Annotated in this window: 17 protein-coding genes; 10 read left to right on the top strand and 7 right to left on the bottom strand. The window is 73.6% G+C overall.

All coding sequences use genetic code 11. The annotated features are described in order from the left end of the window. Window positions 1-221: 221 nt before the first annotated feature. Window positions 222-1,019 carry a hypothetical protein gene (locus ACFQ8T_RS05715; RefSeq protein WP_430545580.1) on the top strand — a complete coding sequence of 266 codons (798 nt, stop codon included), beginning with the start codon at window positions 222-224 and terminating at the stop codon, window positions 1,017-1,019. A gap of 266 nt (window positions 1,020-1,285) precedes the next feature. Here the strand turns inward: ACFQ8T_RS05715 and ACFQ8T_RS05710 are convergent, their stop codons facing one another. After that, a complete protein-coding gene (locus ACFQ8T_RS05710; RefSeq protein ID WP_430545579.1) occupies window positions 1,286-2,929 on the bottom strand; it encodes an alkaline phosphatase D family protein in 1,644 nt (547 codons plus the stop codon). A gap of 220 nt (window positions 2,930-3,149) precedes the next feature. Between ACFQ8T_RS05710 and arfB the strand changes: the two genes are divergently transcribed. After that, window positions 3,150-3,587: an alternative ribosome rescue aminoacyl-tRNA hydrolase ArfB gene (gene arfB, locus ACFQ8T_RS05705; RefSeq protein ID WP_430545578.1), complete on the top strand. Its 438-nt coding sequence runs from the start codon at window positions 3,150-3,152 to the stop codon at window positions 3,585-3,587. 13 nt (window positions 3,588-3,600) lie between these two features. On the opposite strand, the gene ACFQ8T_RS05700 is transcribed toward arfB, so the two are convergent. Further along, window positions 3,601-4,239: a dihydrofolate reductase family protein gene (locus ACFQ8T_RS05700; protein WP_430545577.1), complete on the bottom strand. Its 639-nt coding sequence runs from the start codon at window positions 4,237-4,239 to the stop codon at window positions 3,601-3,603. A gap of 218 nt (window positions 4,240-4,457) precedes the next feature. Here ACFQ8T_RS05700 and ACFQ8T_RS05695 point away from each other — a divergent pair, with 218 nt between their 5' ends. Further along, a complete protein-coding gene (locus ACFQ8T_RS05695) occupies window positions 4,458-5,258 on the top strand; it encodes a sugar phosphate isomerase/epimerase family protein (protein WP_430545576.1) in 801 nt (266 codons plus the stop codon). Beyond that, window positions 5,255-6,352 carry a Gfo/Idh/MocA family protein gene (locus ACFQ8T_RS05690; protein ID WP_430545575.1) on the top strand — a complete coding sequence of 366 codons (1,098 nt, stop codon included), beginning with the start codon at window positions 5,255-5,257 and terminating at the stop codon, window positions 6,350-6,352. The genes ACFQ8T_RS05695 and ACFQ8T_RS05690 overlap by 4 nt, the downstream gene beginning before the upstream one ends. Before the next feature lie 92 nt (window positions 6,353-6,444). On the opposite strand, the gene ACFQ8T_RS05685 is transcribed toward ACFQ8T_RS05690, so the two are convergent. Genes ACFQ8T_RS05685 through ACFQ8T_RS05665 form a run of 5 tightly spaced genes read right to left on the bottom strand, consistent with a single transcriptional unit; the run spans window position 6,445 to window position 11,770 of the window. Then, a complete protein-coding gene (locus ACFQ8T_RS05685; RefSeq protein WP_430545574.1) occupies window positions 6,445-7,086 on the bottom strand; it encodes a TetR/AcrR family transcriptional regulator in 642 nt (213 codons plus the stop codon). Window positions 7,087-7,132: 46 nt separating this feature from the next. Next, on the bottom strand, window positions 7,133-8,173 hold the full coding sequence (rhaS, locus tag ACFQ8T_RS05680; protein ID WP_430545573.1) for a rhamnose ABC transporter substrate-binding protein: 1,041 nt from the start codon (window positions 8,171-8,173) through the stop codon (window positions 7,133-7,135). Next, the gene (locus tag ACFQ8T_RS05675) at window positions 8,170-9,219 is read right to left on the bottom strand and encodes an ABC transporter permease (RefSeq protein WP_430545572.1); all 1,050 of its coding nucleotides are present in this window, start codon (window positions 9,217-9,219) and stop codon (window positions 8,170-8,172) included. The genes rhaS and ACFQ8T_RS05675 overlap by 4 nt, the downstream gene beginning before the upstream one ends. After that, window positions 9,216-10,259 (bottom strand): ABC transporter permease, encoded by a 1,044-nt coding sequence (locus ACFQ8T_RS05670; protein WP_430545571.1) that lies wholly within the window; start codon window positions 10,257-10,259, stop codon window positions 9,216-9,218. Before ACFQ8T_RS05670 ends, ACFQ8T_RS05675 begins: the two co-directional genes overlap by 4 nt. After that, window positions 10,256-11,770, bottom strand: a complete 1,515-nt coding sequence (locus ACFQ8T_RS05665; RefSeq protein ID WP_430545570.1) for a sugar ABC transporter ATP-binding protein — start codon at window positions 11,768-11,770, stop codon at window positions 10,256-10,258. The genes ACFQ8T_RS05670 and ACFQ8T_RS05665 overlap by 4 nt, the downstream gene beginning before the upstream one ends. Before the next feature lie 224 nt (window positions 11,771-11,994). Between ACFQ8T_RS05665 and ACFQ8T_RS05660 the strand changes: the two genes are divergently transcribed. The 6 genes from ACFQ8T_RS05660 (at window position 11,995) to ACFQ8T_RS05635 (ending at window position 17,543) form a co-directional block, all read left to right on the top strand. Further along, the gene (locus tag ACFQ8T_RS05660; RefSeq protein WP_430545569.1) at window positions 11,995-13,470 is read left to right on the top strand and encodes an MFS transporter; all 1,476 of its coding nucleotides are present in this window, start codon (window positions 11,995-11,997) and stop codon (window positions 13,468-13,470) included. A gap of 75 nt (window positions 13,471-13,545) precedes the next feature. After that, window positions 13,546-15,276, top strand: coding sequence for an FAD-dependent oxidoreductase (locus ACFQ8T_RS05655; RefSeq protein ID WP_430545568.1), 1,731 nt, complete (start codon window positions 13,546-13,548; stop codon window positions 15,274-15,276). Window positions 15,277-15,308: 32 nt separating this feature from the next. Further along, window positions 15,309-15,584: a metal-sensitive transcriptional regulator gene (locus ACFQ8T_RS05650; protein ID WP_430545567.1), complete on the top strand. Its 276-nt coding sequence runs from the start codon at window positions 15,309-15,311 to the stop codon at window positions 15,582-15,584. A gap of 78 nt (window positions 15,585-15,662) precedes the next feature. Next, window positions 15,663-15,836, top strand: coding sequence for a hypothetical protein (locus ACFQ8T_RS05645; RefSeq protein ID WP_430545566.1), 174 nt, complete (start codon window positions 15,663-15,665; stop codon window positions 15,834-15,836). A gap of 106 nt (window positions 15,837-15,942) precedes the next feature. Further along, window positions 15,943-16,356, top strand: coding sequence for a YciI family protein (locus ACFQ8T_RS05640; RefSeq protein ID WP_429763446.1), 414 nt, complete (start codon window positions 15,943-15,945; stop codon window positions 16,354-16,356). Next, the gene (locus ACFQ8T_RS05635; protein WP_430545565.1) at window positions 16,353-17,543 is read left to right on the top strand and encodes an RNA polymerase sigma factor; all 1,191 of its coding nucleotides are present in this window, start codon (window positions 16,353-16,355) and stop codon (window positions 17,541-17,543) included. The genes ACFQ8T_RS05640 and ACFQ8T_RS05635 overlap by 4 nt, the downstream gene beginning before the upstream one ends.

The raw sequence follows: 17,543 nt of genomic DNA, 5'->3' as shown, positions 1-17,543 counted from the left end.
GGGGGGGGGGGGGGGGGGGGGGGGGCGGGGGGGGGGGGCGCTCTGTGTTCGCCCCCCTCCGGGGGGGCGGGGGGGGCGTTGTTACAACCCGGCCCCCCCCCCCCGCCCCGCCTCGGCGCGGCCGGCCCCGCAGGGGGGCCCCCGCCTCTCGCCGTTCTGCGCGGCCGTTCTGGACGACAACGCGACTGAAGGTGTCGGATGCGCGTCCTACTGTCGGGCACATGCCACGGGAGCGCCGCTACACCGACGAGCAGCTCGTCGCCGCTGTCGCGACAGCGAACTCGTGGCGGGGAGCTCTGCGCGGTCTCGGGCTCTCGGGTACATCGGCGGGCGCGATGAGATCGGTCCGCGCTCGTGCTGACCTGCTCGGTCTCGACTACCGCCACTTCACGGGACAGCGCAGCTGGACCGAGAGCGAGCTGCGGTCGGCGGTAGCGGGAGCCGCCACGTGGGCGGACGTCGTCGAACGGCTGGGGCTGCGGGGCGGCTCCGGGGTCGCCACGGTGAGAGGGCACGCGGTACGACTAGGCCTGGACACGACGCATCTGACCGTGCCGGATACAGAGTCCCGCTCCGGGATGGAGGCGCGTCGACCGGACGTCTCACGCCTCGATCGCGCGGGCTCGCTCCTCGCCGCCGCGTGGTTCACGCTGTGCGGCGACGATGTCTCCTGGCCGCTCGAGCCCGCCAGGTACGACCTGCTCGTGATGACGAAGACGGGGACGCGTCGGGTCCAGGTGAAGACGACGACGGTTCGCGCCGGTGCTACGTGGAAGGTCTACCTCTCGACGAGCGGGCGCGGGCGCCGAACATACGATCCGGACGAGATCGACGACTTCTTCGTCATCGACGGTGACCTCACGCAGTACCTGATACCTGCGTCCGCCGTCGGTGGCCTGCAGGCGATCCACGTCGGCGCATACGAGGGCTACCGAGTGCCGGCGCTCGCTCTACCGCGCCCCTCGACCCCGACGTCTACATGTGGTGCTCCGCGTCCGTCCGGACGTGGTGATGGCTGATCGCGGCACCGGGTGGGCAAGAGCGGGCGAGCCCGGCTGAGCGGGACCGCCGGCGTGGCGGACGGTTGCCTCGTCGTCGAGGAGAGCGGGACCGGCACGATCTACACGCCCGTCTTCCCGCCGGGCGCCGACATCCCGGCCGAGGGTGACGACGTTTCCCTGCCCGGCGGCGCCCACGACCGTCCCGAGTCCGCGTCGAGCCACGGGTGCGAGGACACCGTTCTGGGTCGTGGCCGCCCACGACTGACGGTGTGTCGTGGGCGAGGTCAGACGATGGTGCCGTCCTGGGCGTGTGCGAGCCCGGGGCGGCCGGCCTCGACGTAGCCCGACCAGCGGGTGGCGACGGGTTGGTCGGGGACGGTGACCGCGGGGAGCGACCTGACGTCGACCCGGAGCTCGGTCGGTGTCGCCACGGCGCGCTGATAGCCGCGCCTGCTCTGGTAGAAGTGCCCGGTCGGGTTCTCCGCCAGCCGGTTGCGGGTGGTGGCGCTGGTGTCGTAGCCGTCGCCGTCGGACGTCACGGAGGTGACGAGGAACTCGACGCCGAGCGTGGGGGAGCCCGGGTCCAGGGGTTCGGGCTTGAGGTCGCTGACCCAGTTGTTGTGCTGGTCGCCGGTGATGACGACGAGGTTCTCGACGCCTCGCTCCTGCACGGCGTCGAAGAGCTGGCCGCGGGCGTGCGCGTAGCCGTCCCAGTTGTCGACCGCGTACGTCTCGCCCTCGCCGATCTGCTGGTCCATCTCGGAGAACCGGACCTGCTGGGCGACGACCTGCCAGGTGGCTGCGGAGCGTGCCAGGCCGTCGGCCAGCCACTGCTCCTGGCGCGCGCCGAGCATGGTTCGCGTGGGGTCCCAGCGCAGCGCGGCGTTCGTCGCGGCGGTGGCCTGGTCGGTGCGGTGCTGGCGCGTGTCCAGCACGTGGAAGTCGACGAGGCCGCCGTAGGACAGCCGGCGGAAGACCTGGATCCCGGGTCCGTCGGGCATCGCCGAGGCGCGCAGCGGCAGGTTCTCGTAGTACGCCTGGAGCCCGTCGGACAGGCGGGGCGCGAAAAGCGCACCCGGGGTCTGGCTCGAGGCCTCGGGGATCAGCCCCGCCCAGTTGTTCTCGACCTCGTGGTCGTCGAACGTGACGACCCACGGGTGCGCCTGGTGGGCCGCCATGAGGTCGGGGTCGGACTTGTAGAGGTTGTACTGGAGCCGGTAGCGGGACAGCGTGGTCGTCTCGGGCAGGAACTGCTCCGGGATCCGGACGTCGCGGACGGCCGGGTCCGTCGTCCCGGCGCGCCCGCCGTCCGCACGGATGCCGTGCTCGTAGACGTAGTCGCCGAGGTGGAGGACGACGTCCAGGTCGTCGTCGGCCAGGTGCCGGTAGGCGGTGAAGTAGCCCGCGGTCCAGAACGCGCAGCTGGCGTAGGCGAAGCTCACCGAGCGGTTGCGGGCGCCGTACGCGGGGGCGGTCTTGGTACGGCCGACGGGGCTGATCTCGCCGCCGACGCGGAACCGGTAGTAGTAGTGCCGGTCCGGCTCCAGCCCCCACACCTCCGGGTGCACCGAGTGGTTGAGCTCGGGGGTGGCGAGGACCGTCCCACGCTTGACGACGGTGCGGAAGCGGTCGTCCTTGGCCACCTCCCACTGCACCGGAACCTTGCGGCGGGGCATGCCGCCACGGCCGTCGGCCGCGAACAGGTCAGGCACGAGCCGGGTCCAGAGCACGACCGAGTTCGGCAGCGGGTCGCCGGAGGCGACACCCACCTTGAACGGGTAGTCGGGCATGCCGTGGCGGGGCTGGTGGGCCGGAGACCCGGCGTGGGCAGGCGCGGCCCCCGTGCCGAGGAGGACGGCTGTCGAGCCGGCGCCCAGCACGAAGCCGCGTCGGGTGATGGGCGCGGCGGGGAGCGGAAAGGCAGGCATGGGGCCTCCGGCGCTGGCGTGTCGGTGGAAGGACGACACCAGGGGTACCGGTCGCCCGAGGCATCGGCCCGAACGCCAGATGCACGTCGCGTGGACGGCGCGCGAATGTTCCCCCGCACCGGGGCGTCGATCCCTGCGGGGACCGTCCGCCGTCGCACCCGTGACGGGGGAGAGGCCCGCTGAGGAACGGGTGGCGGACGTCTCCGGGCATGATGGTCGGATGCCCGACGATGCCCGAAGCGGCCTGCGCGTGACGTCAGCCCTCGTCCTCCCCGAGGCGGAGCTGTCCTGGCGGTTCTCGCGCTCCTCAGGGCCGGGCGGTCAGGGCGTGAACACGACCGACTCGCGCGTCGAGCTGTCGTGGGACGTCACGGCGTCGCGGGCCCTCACCGAGGTCCAGCGTGCACGGATCCTCGAGCGGCTCGGGCGGCGGGCGTCCGACGGCGTGCTGACCGTCGTGGCGTCCGAGCACCGCGCGCAGCTGCGCAACCGGGACGCCGCGCGGACCCGGCTCGCGGCCCTCGTCGCCGACGCGCTCGCCCCGCCCGGGCCGAGCCGGCGCCCGACGCGCCCGACCCGCGGGTCGGCGCAGCGGCGCATCGACGCGAAGAAGCGTCGAGCGGGCGTCAAGCGGATGCGACGCCCCCCGCAGGACTGAGCCGGCGGGCGTGTCAGACGCCGCGGTCCGGCGCTCCCATGTCCCCCGTGGCGGGGACGCCGTCGGCGAGGCCGTAGTGGAGGTACACGGTGCCGCTGGGGCCGGCGACGGGGGGTTCGAGGAGCCGGAGGTTCGTCGGCACCTCCCCGCCGTCGAAGACCTTCTTGCCGACCCCCAGGACGATGGGGTGGACCCAGAGGTCGATGCGGTCGAAGAGCTTCTCGTGCAGGAGCGTCTGCACGAGGTCGAGGCTCCCGACGACGCGGACGTGCTCGTGCCGGTCGCGGATCTCCCGCACGGCGGCGGGCAGGTCCGGGCCGAGCTGGGTGGAGCCGGCCCAGGAGAGGTCGGGGGTGCCGCGAGAGGCGACGTATTTCGGGATGCTGTTGAAGAGGGTCGCGATGTCGCCGTCCTGGCCGTCGCCGCTCTGGTGCGGCCAGAAGCCGGCGAAGATGTCGTAGGTCCGCCGGCCCAGCAGCAGGGCGTCCGTCCCCTCGCCGTAGGCGGCGTCGATCTGCTCGCCGGCGACCTCGTCGAGGAGCGGGGCCTGCCAGCCTCCGAACGGGAAGCCCTGCGGGTCCTCGTCGGGGCCGCCCGGGGCCTGGGCGACCAGGTCGAGGGTGGCGAACAGCTCGAGGTGGATGAGTCCCATGGTGTCCTCCGGAGATCGCCCGGCGCTGGACGGTCGGCCGGCTCACGGGGGGAGACCGGGTCGGTCGGGAGAACTCATCGGCACAGAGATCGGGACAGAAACCTTCCAGTGTGAGGTTTTGGGGGTAGGCTCGTCCACGGCTTCCGGCGCGGTGCGGCGTACTTCTGTACGGGCATCGACGGAAGTCGGGACCGCAGACCACGCGAAGGAGCCCCCAGATGCCCATCACGTCCGTGCAGCTGTACTCGCTGCGGGATGCCATCGCCGCCGACCTGGACGCCGCCGTCGCGCGCGTCCGCGAGATCGGGTACGAGCACGTCGAGCCGTACGCGTTCGTCGAGCGCGTCGCCGACTTCGAGCGCGCCTTCGCCGCCACGGGGCTCGCCGCGCCGTCCGGCCACGCCGCCGTCATCGACGTCGCCGAGCCCGACGTCGTCTTCGAGGCCGCCGCCCGCCTCGGCATCGGCATCGTCATCGACCCGTTCGTCCCGACCGAGCGGTGGCAGACCGCGGACGACGCGAAGAAGCTCGCCGACCGCGTCAACGAGCTGACCGTCCGCGCGGCGGGCCACGGCCTGCGCTTCGGCTACCACAACCACCAGTGGGAGTTCACGAACAAGGTCGACGGACGCCCGGTGTTCGAGATCTTCGCCGAGCACCTCGACCCGGAGGCCGTGCTCGAGGTCGACACGTTCTGGGCCACCGTCGGCGGCGCCGACGCGCCGGCCGTCCTCAAGACGCTCGGCGACCGCGTCGTCGCGATCCACGTCAAGGACGGCGAGGTGTCCGGCGACATCGCGACCGTGCTGCCCTCCAGCGAGAGCGCGCTCGAGGTGCCGCCCGCGCTCAAGGCCGCCTACGAGAACCAGGTGCCCGCCGGCCAGGGCGACGTCGACGTGCCGGCGATCCTCGCCGCCGCGCCGCAGGCCATCCGCGTCGTGGAGTTCGACTCCTACGCGGGCGACGTCTTCGAGGGCGTCGCCGCGTCCCTCGCCTGGCTGCAGGAGAACGACAAGTGAGCCGCGTGGGCGTCGGCATCATCGGTGCCGGGAACATCTCGACCCAGTACCTCGAGAACCTCACGCAGTTCGCCGACGTCGAGGTCCGGATGGTGGCCGACGTGCTGCTCGACCGGGCTCGCGCGCAGGCCGAGGCCTACGGCGTCGCGTCGTCGGGCACGGTGGAGGAGCTGCTGGCCCGGGACGACATCGACATCGTCGTGAACCTGACGATCCCGGCCGTGCACGCCGAGGTCGGCCATCAGATCGTCGCGGCCGGCAAGCACGTGTGGAGCGAGAAGCCGATCGCGACCGACCACGCGTCGGCGGCCGCGCTGCTGGCGGCCGCCGAGGCGAAGGGGCTGCGCGTCGCGTGCGCCCCGGACACGGTCCTCGGCGCGGGCATCCAGTCCGCGCTGCGCGCCATCGCCCGCGGAGACATCGGCGAGCCGCTGACGGCGACGACGATGTTCCACGTCCCCGGCCCGGAGGCGTGGCACCCGGACCCCGACTTCCTGTACGCGACGGGAGCCGGGCCGCTGTTCGACATGGGGCCGTACTACGTCACGACCCTCGTGCACGCCCTCGGTGCGGCGGCCCGCGTGCAGGCCGTGTCGTCGAAGTCGCTCGAGAAGCGCACGATCGCGTCCGGCCCGCGCGCCGGGGCGACGTTCCCCGTGGAGGTGCCCACCCACCACGCGGCGCTGATCCAGTTCCGCGGCGGGCAGTCGGCGCAGTCGACGTTCTCGTTCCAGCACGCCCTGCCGCGCGCCGGGTTCGTCGAGGTCAACGGCACGACGGGCACCATCGTGCTGCCCGACCCGAACGTGTTCGACGGCGACTCGACCCTGTGGCGGTACGGCCAGGAGGAGCCCGAGACGGTCGCCGCGACCGGCTCCACCTGGGGCCGCGGCACCGGCGTCGTCGAGCTGGCGCGCGCGATCCGCGAGGGGCGCCCCGAGCGGGCCTCCGGCGCGGTCGCGCTGCACGTGCTCGACGTGCTGCTCGCGATCCGCGACGCGGCGGAGTCCGGGACGGCGGTCGACGTCGCGACCACGGTCGACGCGCCGCCGCCGCTGGCGGAGGACTTCGACCCGGCGGCGTCGACCTTCTGAGTCGCCGCCTCCTCCCTTCGAGCAAGCGATCCCTCGCGCCATCGGACCGGATGACGCGAGGGATCGCCTGTTGGAAGGCCTCTGGGCGAAGGTCAGGGGCGGGCGGAGCCTTCGGACGACGACATCGGGGGCGGCGGCACCAGCCGCTCGAGGAGCTCGAGCACGCGCGCGCCGTCCACGGCGTCGGGGTCGAGCAGCCACTGCACCTGGATGCCGTCGGACGCCGCGATCGCCAGCGCGGCGAGGTCGCCGGCGTCGACGGCGGGGTCGATGCGCCCCGCCTCCTGGTCGGCGCGGACCCGGTCGGACAGCTCGGCCCGAAGGCGCGCGAATCGCTCGCGGAAGAACTCGCGGGTCACCGGGTGGCCCTCGCCCGCGGCGTCGCCCGCGAGCGTCGTGTAGAGCTGGACGAGCCCGGGCACCTCGCGGTTGAGGACGGCGCTCTCGCGCATCCCCCCGACGGCCGACGTCGGCGGGCCGCCGGCGTCGCCCCGCTGGACCTCGTGCTCGTGGTAGACGGCCACGAGCAGGTCGTCGCGCGAGGGGAAGTAGTGCCGCAGCGTGGCGTGCGAGACGCCGACGGCGTCGGCCACCGACCTGAGCGAGGACGCGTCGACCCCGTGCTCCGCGACCAGCCGGAGCACCTGGTCCAGGATCTGCGCCCGGCGCGCCGCGCCCTTCGCGTAGCCGCGCCGGGGCGCCGCGTCGTCGTCTGCCCCGCCCGGTCCGCCCACGCCGCCAACCTACCGGGCGCGGGCGGACCGTCCTCGGTGGCGGGTGTCAGAAGTCGAAGTCGTCGATGTTGTCCTTGTTGAAGCGGTAGGGGTCGCCGAGCAGCACGGTCGCGTCGGCGTCGACGGTGAAGTCGCCGAGCTTGCCCGCGGTGAAGGAGTCGCCCTCGGCCCCGGTGATGGTGCCCTCGACCATGGCGTCGGCCGCGAACGCGGCGAGGTAGCCGAGGTCCTCCGGGTTCCAGAGCGCGAACTCGGTGACCGTGCCGTCCTCGACGTACTCGCGCATCTGGTTCGGCGTGCCGAGGCCGGTGACGGCGACCTTGCCCTTCGCGTCCGACGTCGAGACGTACCGGGCCGCTGCGGCGATGCCCACCGTGGTGGGCGAGATGATGCCCTTGAGGTCCGGGTGCGACTGGAGCAGCGCCGCCGTCTTGTCGAAGGACGTCTGGTCGTCGTCGTTGCCGTAGACGGTGTCCACCAGGGTGATGTCGGGGTGGTTGTCGGCCAGGTCCTTCTCCATGAGCTCGATCCACGCGTTCTGGTTCGTGGCGTTGGCGCTCGCGGACAGGATCGCGACCTCGCCGGAGTCTCCGATCTGCTCGGCGATCATGTCGACCTGCACCTTGGCGATGCCCTCGGCCGAGGCCTGGTTGACGAACAGGTCGCGGCAGGCCGGGTCGGTGTCGGAGTCGAAGGTCACGACCTTCGTGCCGGCCTGCCGGGCCTCGTCGAGCGCGTCGCAGATCGCCTTCGGGTCGTTGGCCGACACGATGAGCGCCTTCGTGCCCTGCTGCGCGGCGGTGTTGATGAACGGCACCTGCGCGTCGGGCGTGGCCGTGTCCGGCCCGACCTCCGAGAAGGAGCCGCCGAACTCGTCGGTGGCGGCCTTCGCACCCTTGGTGCTGGTGTCGAAGTACGGGTTGCCGAGGTTCTTCGGCAGCATGACGACCGAGACGTCGCCGCCCCCGCCGCCGCTCTCACCCCCGCCGCCGCCGTCGTCGCCGCCGGACGAGCATCCGGCGAGGGCCAGTGCTGCGGTCATCGCGAGGGCCGCGAGAGCGGCCGACCGCTGGTTCGTGAGCTTCATCGTTCTTCCTTTCCGACGGGCCGCGGGGAGGTCGGGCGTCGGCGCCGGACGATCCAGGCGGTGACGCTCGGGGAGATCACCGACAGCACGAGGAGCGCGCCGATGATGATGTTGATGACGTTGACGGTGACGCTCTCCAGCCGCAGGGCGCTCGAGACGACGCCGATGAGCAGCACGCCGGCGAGCACCCCGTGCAGCGCCCCGCGGCCGCCGAAGATCGACACGCCGCCGAGCAGGACGGCCGCGACCACCTGCAGCTCCATGCCCGTCGCGTTGTCGCCGCGCGCGCTGCCGTAACGGAGGGTGAAGAACACCCCCGCGAAGGCGGCGACCGTGCCGGTGAGGACGAAGAGCAGGAGCTTGGTGCGGGCCACGCCCACGCCGCTGAACCGCGCGGTGTCGGCGCTGAGGCCGATGTCGTAGACCCCGCGGCCGAACGGCGTGAAGTGCAGCAGCACGACGAAGACGGCGGCCAGCACGACGATCGGCACGAGGACCACCGGCAGCTGGGAGTCTCCGAGCCGGGCGGTGGCGAGGTCGGTCCAGCGCTCGGGGAAGTCCGTGACGGCCTTGGTGCCCAGCAGCCCCACCGCGACGCCGCGGTACAGGGCGAGGGTGCCGATCGTCACGGCGAGCGAGGGCAGCCCGACGAACGCGACGAGGAAGCCGTTGAGGGCGCCGCACACCACGCCCACGGCGAGCGCGGTGCCGGCGGCGGCCGGCACCGCCCAGCCTGCCTCGACCAGGAGGCCGACGGTCACGCTGGAGAGCCCGACGACGCTGGCGACCGACAGGTCGATCTCCCCGGTGATGATCACGAGGGTCATCGGCAGCGCGATGAGCAGGATCGGCGCGGTGTCCAGCACGAGGTAGGGGAGCGTCAGCGGGCTGCGGAAGTTGTCCACGTACTGCAGCGAGAGCGCGACGACGACCACGAGCAGCGCGATGATGCCCGTCTCGCGGGTGAGCAGCGCGCGCTGCCACCAGGGGCGGGCGTGGGCGGCGTACGTGCGCCCCGTCCGTGCGGGGCGGTCCGTGGTCGTCATCGGGCATCCCTCGCTCGGACGAGACGGCGGGCCGTGCGGTTCGCGAGCAGGCGGTCGAGCACGATCGCGCCGATGATCAGGACGCCGACCACCGCCTGCTGCCAGAAGTCGGGGATGCCGAGGATCGGCAGGGCGCGGTTGATCGTCACGAGCAGGACGGCGCCCAGCGCCGCGCCCCAGACCGTGCCGCTCCCGCCGAAGATGGCGACGCCGCCGATGACGGCGGCGGCGACGGCCTGCAGCTCGGTACCGAGCCCCGCGCCGGAGCTGATCGTGCCGTAGCGGGCGGCGAACATGATGCCGGCGAGCCCGGCCAGCGCGCCCGAGAGCACGAACGCGCCGATCACCCGCCGGCGCACCGGCAGCCCGTACAGCACCGCGGCCTCGGGCTCGGAGCCGATCGCGTACAGCTCGCGACCGCCGCGGGCGGTGTGCAGGTAGTAGCCCACGGCGGCGAGCACGACGAGCGCGACGACCGCCAGGACGGGGACCGTCAGCACGGTCCGCGTCCCGAGGGCGAGGAAGGTGCCGGGCAGGTCGGACGCGTTGACCCGGTCGCTGCCGGCCCAGGTGAGGACGACGCCCCGGTACACGTACAGCGTGCCGAGGGTGATCACGAGGGCGGGCACGCGGCCGAGGCCCACGAGCAGGCCGTTGACGAGCCCGAGGAACGCGCCCGCCAGCATCGCGACGACGAACACGACGGGCACCGGCAGGTCCGGGTTCGCGATGAACAGCCGCCCGCTGAGGTAGGCGGTGAGCGCCAGGACCGAGCCCACCGAGAGGTCGACGTTGCGGGTGATGATCACGACCGCCTGGCCCACCGCGAGCACCACCAGCACCGACGGCGTCAGGAGCAGGTCGCGCCAGCTGTTGGGGCTGAGCAGGAAGCTGTCGTTCGCGGCGGTCGCGGCCGCGATCACGGCGAGCAGCACGAGCCCGATGGCCAGCTCGCGGGAGCGTCGCACCGTGCGCCAGGCGCGGCGGGCGGGGGAGAGGCGGCTGGGCTCCACCAGCTGCTCGGTCGCGGGCCCGGTCACGGCTGGTGCTCCAGGGTCGCGGTGGCGGCGTGCATGACCCCCTCCGGGGTGGCCTCGTCGCGCGGCAGGTCGGCGGTGACGCGGCCCTCCGCGACGACGAGCACGCGGTCGGCCATGCCGAGCACCTCGGGCAGCTCGGAGGAGATCATGAGGATCGCCATGCCCTGCCCGGCGAGCTCCGAGAGCAGCCGGTGCACCTCGGCCTTGGTCCCGACGTCGATGCCGCGGGTGGGCTCGTCGATGATCAGCAGGGTCGGCGTCGTCGCCAGCCACTTGGCGATCACGACCTTCTGCTGGTTCCCGCCGCTCATCGTGCTGCCGTGCATGTCCAGCGCGCTGGTCTTGACCTCGAGCCGGGACGCCCAGGGGGCGGCGGCGTCGCTCTCGCGCCGGGACGTGAGCATCCCGAGCCGGGCGATCCGGGACCGGATCACGGCGGTGACGTTCCGCGCGACGGTCGAGTCCGTGACCAGCCCCTGCTGGCGGCGGTCCTCCGGCACCAGCGCCATCCCGGCCCGGACCGCCGCGCGCGGGCTGCGGGGCGGCACCGGGCGTCCGTCGAGGCGCACGCTGCCGGCGTCGTAGGGGTCGACGCCGAACACCGCCCGGGCGATCTCGCTGCGGCCGGCGCCGACGAGGCCGGCGAGGGCGACGATCTCCCCGGCCCGGACCTCGAACGAGACGTCGTGGAACACGCCGGCGCGCTGCAGCCCGCGGACCTCGAGCCGGACGTCGCCGATCGGCGCGGGCACCTTCGGGTACAGGTCGTCGACGGTGCGCCCGACCATGTGCGTCACCACCTCCGTGACGGTGGTGTCCGCGACCGCGGCGGTGGCGACGTACTCGCCGTCGCGCAGCACGGTGACCGCGTCGCACAGGTCGAACACCTCGTCGAGGCGGTGGGAGATGAACACCAGCCCCCGGCCCTCGTCGCGCAGGCCGCGGGCCACCTGGAACAGCCGGCGCACCTCGTGCCCGGACAGTGCCGCGGTGGGCTCGTCCATGACGAGCACGCTCGCGTCGAGGGAGATCGCCTTGGCGATCTCGATGATCTGCTGGTCCGCGATCGACAGGCCCTCCGCCGGGCGCAGGGGGTCGAGGGAGACGCCGAGCCGCGCGAACAGCGCCGCGGCCTGCGCGCGCATCGCCCGCCGGTCGACGCGCCGGCCGGACCGCAGCGGGTGCCGGCCCATGAAGATGTTCTCCATGACGCTGAGGTCCGGGAACAGGGTGGGCTCCTGGTAGATCACCGCGACGCCCGCCGCCCTCGCCTCGGCCGTGGTGGCGAAGTCGACGTCGTGCCCGTGCAGGCGGAAGGTGCCGGCGTCGCGGCGGTACAGGCCGGAGAGGATCTTCACCAGGGTCGACTTGCCGGCGCCGTTCTCGCCGACGAGGGCGTGGATCGACCCGCCGTCGACGCTCAGCGCCCCGGACCGCAGCGCGGCGACGGGACCGAACGACTTGCGCACGTCCCTCAGCTCGAGCACGGGCCCCTCGGGTGGGCTCGCCATGGGCCGCTCCCTCCGACGTCGTTGTCGCGAGTGATGCCTAAAAACGATTCAAAGTGCCTGCCACAGCACGCTATTCGTCCCCGGTGCGCAGCGTCAACGCGCCGTCCCGGATCGTGTCGATGTCGTGACACCGCGGGTCCCGTGGTCCGTTCGGGTGAGCTCCGTGCGGACGAATGTCCACGCCGTCGTCGTGCGTGCATCCCGGGGGCGGCGTACCACGGAGCATGCCTTCGACCCAGGGCGGCGCGACGACGCTGCGGACCATCACCACCGACATCCCCGCCCGGCTCGACCGGCTCCCATGGGCGCGGTGGCACTGGCTGATCGTCGTCGGGCTGGGCACGGTGTGGATCCTCGACGGTCTCGAGGTGACGATCGTCGGCAACCTGTCCGACGCCCTCAAGGGGGACACCGGCCTCGGCCTCACGAGCGCGGACATCGGGCTGGCGGGCGCCGTCTACGTCACGGGCTCCTGCCTCGGGGCCCTCGTGTTCGGCCAGCTCACCGATCGGTTCGGGCGCAAGCGGCTGTTCATCCTCACGCTGCTCGTGTACCTCACGGGCACGGTGCTCACGGCGTTCTCGATGAACCCGCTGTACTACTTCGCGATGCGGTTCGTCACCGGGCTGGGCATCGGGGGCGAGTACGCGGCGGTGAACTCGGCGATCGACGAGCTGATCCCCGCGAAGTACCGCGGCCGGATCGACATCGCCATCAACGGGTCGTACTGGCTCGGCGCGGCGGGCGGCGCGCTGCTGACCATCCCGCTGCTGAACCCCGAGCTGATCCCGGCCTGGCTCGGGTGGCGCCTGTGCTTCGCGCTCGGGGCGGTGCTCGGGCTGTGCGTCCTGTTCGTCCGGCGCAACGTGCCGGAGAGCCCGCGGTGGCTGTTCATCCACGGGCGCGAGCGGGACAGCGAGCGGATCGTGTCCGACATCGAGCGGCGGGTGGCCGAGGAGGACGGCGTGGAGCTGCCCGAGCCCGAGGGCTCGCTCACGGTCAAGCAGCGGCACACGGTGAGCCTCGCGCGGGTCGCGCGCACCGTGTTCGCCGAGTACCCGCGGCGCACGGTGCTGTGCCTCGCGCTGTTCGTGGGGCAGGCGTTCCTCTACAACGCCTTCTTCTTCACGTTCGGCGACACGCTGCAGACGTTCCTCGGGGTCGGGCAGACGGGCGCGTACATCGCGCTCTTCGCGGTGAGCAACTTCCTCGGGGCGCTCGTCCTCGGCCCCTTCTTCGACAAGGTCGGGCGGGTGCGGATGATCTCCGGGACGTACATCGTCTCCGGGGTCCTGCTCGCCGTCGCGGGCCTGATGCTCGGCGGGCTCACGGCGTGGACGCTGACGTTCTTCGGGATGGCGGTCTTCTTCGTCGCGTCGGCGGGGGCGAGCTCCGCGTACCTCACGGCGAGCGAGGTCTTCCCGATGGAGACCCGGGCGCTGTGCATCGCGTTCTTCTACGCGATCGGCACCGCCGTCGGCGGCATCACGGGGCCGCTGCTGTTCGGACGCCTGATCGAGTCGGCGAGCCAGGCGCAGGACATCTCCGGCATCGCGGTGGGGTACTACATCGGCGCCGCGCTGATGGTCGCGGGCGGAGTGGTGGCGATGTTCCTCGGCGTCGGCGCCGAGCGGCGCTCCCTGGAGGACGTGGCGACCCCGTTGTCCGCGCGGGACGCCGAGCGCGACGGGGAGGCCTGAACGTCGGCGCGCGAGCGCACGCGGCGCTGACCAGCGGATTGGGTGGAGCAATACCCCCAGGGGTATTCTCTCCCCATGATCGACAGCAGCACCGCACCGGAGGCCGTCGCCCCGCCCGCCCGCCGGCGGATCGTCGTCGTCGGGGGAGTGGCCGGGGGCATGAGCTTCGCCGCCCGCGCCCGGCGCCTCGACGAGTCGGCCGAGATCGTCGTGCTCGAGCGCGGGGCGCACGTCTCGTTCGCGAACTGCGGCCTCCCGTACCACGTGGGCGGTGAGATCCCCGACGCGGACCGGCTCCTCGTGCAGACCCCGGAGTCCCTGCGGGCATCCCTCGCCCTCGACGTCCGCACCGGCCACGACGTGACCGCCCTGGACACCGACCGGCGCGTCGTCACCGCGACCACCGCGGACGGCGTCGTCGAGCTTCCGTACGACGCCCTCGTGCTGTCGCCGGGCGCGCGGGCCGTGCGCCCGGCGATCGACGGGCTCGCCTCCGCGCGGGTGCGCACGCTGCGCACCGTCGACGACGCCCGCACGCTGCGGGAGCGGGTGCAGGACGGGGCGCGCCGCGCCGTCGTGCTCGGCGCCGGGTTCATCGGCGTCGAGGCCGCCGAGGCGCTCGCCTCCGCCGGCCTCGAGGTCACCCTCGTCGAGCTCGGCCCGCACGTGCTGCCGCCGCTGGAGGACGAGGTCGCGCACCCCGTCACCCAGGAGCTGCGCCGCCTCGGCGTGGCCGTGCGGACCGGGGTGGCCGCCGAGGCCGTCGAGGACGGGCCCGACGAGGACGTCGTCGTGCTGGGCGACGGCACCCGGGTGCCGGCCGACGTCGTGGTGCTGTCCGTGGGCGTCCGACCTGACACGGAGACGTTCGAGGCCGCCGGGCTGGAGTGCGAGCGCGGCGCGATCGTCGTCGACGAGCACGGCCGCACCTCCGCCCCGGGCGTGTGGGCGGTGGGCGACGCGGTCGTGCAGTCCGACGCCGTCACGGGCCTCAGGCGCCCGGTGGCCCTGGCCGGCCCCGCCAACCGCGCGGGCCGCCTGGTCGCCGACGACGTCGTCCGCCCGGGCACGGCCCGGCCCCTGCCGGCCCCGCTGGGCACGGCGATCGTGCGGGTCGGCGAGCTGACCGCGGCCACGACGGGCGCGAACCGGGCGGCGCTCGACGCCGCCGGGATCGGCTTCCGCACGCTGCACCTGCACCCGAACCAGCACGCCGGCTACTTCCCCGGCGCCAGCCAGGTGCACCTCGTGCTGCACGTGCGTCCGGACGACGGGCTGCTGCTCGGCGCCCAGGCCGTGGGGCGCGACGGCGTCGACAAGCGCGTCGACGTGCTGGCCACGGCGCTCCGCGCCGGCATGACCGTGGGAGACCTCGTCGACCTCGACCTCGCGTACGCCCCGCCGTACGGGCAGGCGAAGGACGCGGTCAACCTCGCCGGGATGGTCGGCTCCAACGTGCTCGACGGCACCCTGCGGCTCTGGTACGCGCAGGACGTGGACGCGGTCCTCGCCGAGTCCCTGGTGCTCGACGTGCGCACCCCGCAGGAGGTCGCGACCGGGCACCTGCCCGGCGCGCTGCTCGTCCCGCACACCGAGCTGCGCGGCCGGCTCGAGGAGGTCCGGGAGGCCGCCGCCGGACGGCCCGTGCGCGTCCTGTGCGCGTCCGGCGTGCGGTCGGCGATCGCCCACCGGGTGCTCGCTCAGGCGGGGTTCGACTCCGCCTCGCTCTCCGGCGGGACGCTCACCCTGCGCGCCGTCCTCGGCGACCGGGCCGAGGACCTGCTCGTCGTGCCCGTCCGCGCCTGACCCACCGCCACCCGCCCGACACGGAGGACCCGATGCTCACCACCGACAGCGACGCCCAGCGCCGCATCGCCAACCGCCTGCGGCGCGCCCGCGGCCAGCTGAACGCCGTCATCGAGGCCGTCGAGGAGGGGCGCTCCTGCCGCGACGTCGTGACCCAGCTCGCCGCCGTCTCGGCCGCCCTGGACCGTGCCGGCTTCGCCGTGGTCTCGACGGCGATGAAGGAGTGCCTCGCCGACCCGGACGCCGGCTCCGGCGAGGACGGCCTGACCACCGAGGAGCTGGAGAAGCTCTTCCTCACGCTGGCCTGAGCCGGCGCCGCTCCCCGACCCTCCCGCCCGGCGCGCACCGCGCCCGCGGCTCCCCCCACGCCGAAGGAGACCCCCACCGTGTGCTACCCCGTGATCTGCAAGACGTGCGGCAAGACGACCTGGAACGGCTGCGGCCAGCACGTCGACGACGTCCGCCGCTCCGTCCCCGCCGGCCAGTGGTGCCCCGGCCACGACGACGAGCCGTCCACGAGGTCCGGGGGCAGTTTCCTCTCGCGCCTGTTCGGCCGCTGACCGGCGTCGTCGGAGGGGCCCGGGCGGATGTCGAGAACCTCGCGGCGGCTCCGTCCCTGGGGTGTCGGCGGTGACAGGCACCGCCCGTGACGACAGGATGTGGACCATGGCCAAGTACCTGCTGCTGAAGCACTACCGCGGGATCCCGGAGCCGGTGCCCGGCACGGACGTGCCGATGGACCGGTGGACGCCCGACGAGGTCACCGCCCACATGGAGTTCATGGGCCGGATGATCGAGGACCTCAAGGAGCGCGGCGAGTTCGTGGACGCCCAGGCGCTCTCCCCGCGCGGGGACTTCGTGCGGTACGACGGCGAGGGGCGGCCGCCGGTCACCGACGGGCCGTTCGCCGAGACCAAGGACCTCATCGCCGGGTGGATGGCGATCGACGTCGACTCCCAGGACCGGGCGTACGAGGCTGCGGCGTACCTGTCCTCGGCCCCGGGCCCCGGGGGGCGTCCGCTGCACGAGTGGATCGAGGTGCGGCCCTTCCTCACGGACGACGCCGAGGTCACCGGATGACGCCGACCGACCGGGACGAGGCGCTGAGAGACCTGGGCCCCCAGGTCCTCGGCGTCCTCGTCCGGCGGGGCGCCGACTTCGCGACGGCCGAGGACGCCGTCCAGGAGGCGCTCCTGGAGGCGGTGCGTCGCTGGGACGCCCCGGGCGGCGCGCCGTCGGACCCCAAGGGGTGGCTGGTCACGGTCGCGTGGCGCAAGTTCGTCGACGCGCGCCGGTCGGCGTCGTCCCGCGCGCAGCGCGAGATCCGCGTGACGCTCGAGCCCCCGCCCGGCCCGGCGGAGCAGGCCGACGACACCCTGCTGCTGCTCAGTCGCTGCTGCCACCCGGCGCTCTCCCCGGCCTCGGCGGTGGCCCTCACCCTGCGTGCGGTCGGAGGGCTGACGACGGCGCAGGTCGCTCGCGCGTTCCTCGTGCCGGAGGCGACCATGGCGCAGCGCATCTCGCGCGCGAAGCGGACGGTGGCGGGGGAGCGGTTCGGCGAGCCCGGGGACGTGCGCGCCGTGCTGCGCGTGCTCTACCTGATCTTCAACGAGGGCTTCACGGGCGGGCCCACGGGCCGGGCCGACGGCGTCGACCTCGCGGCCGAGGCCATCCGGCTGACGCGCCAGCTCGTCGGTGCCGTCCCTGACGACGCCGAGGCCGCGGGCCTGCTGGCCCTGCTCCTGCTGCACCACGCCCGTCGCGACGCCCGCACGACCGCGGCGGGCGAGCTCGTGCCCCTCGACCGGCAGGACCGCTCCCGGTGGGACACGGCGGCGATCGCGGAGGGGGTCGCGCTGCTGCAGCGCGCCCTCGCCCGCGACCGGCTCGGGCCGTACCAGGCGCAGGCGGCGATCGCCGCCCTCCACGACGACGCGGCGACGGCGGGGGAGACGGACTGGCCGCAGGTCCTCGAGTGGTACGACGAGCTGGTCCGGCTGGAGCCGCGCAACCCGGTGGTGGAGCTCAACCGCGCCGTCGCCGTCGGGCACGTGGACGGTCCGCTCGCCGGCCTGCGCCTGGTCGAGGACCTGCCGCCCGACGTCCCGCGCCGGGACGCCGCTGCCGCCTACCTGCACGAGCGGGCGGGCGACCTCGACGAGGCGGCGCGGCGCTACGCCCTGGCCGCCGACGCGGCCACCAGCACCGCCGAGCGCACGCACCTGACGACGCAGGCCGCGCGCGTGCGGCAGGAGGCCGGCGGCTGA

This window comes from Isoptericola sp. NPDC056618 (genome assembly GCF_042792715.1).
GTDB lineage: Bacteria > Actinomycetota > Actinomycetes > Actinomycetales > Cellulomonadaceae > Isoptericola > Isoptericola nanjingensis.
The sequence above is the reverse complement of the archived record's forward strand: the minus strand, read 5'-3'. Positions and strand labels throughout refer to the sequence as shown.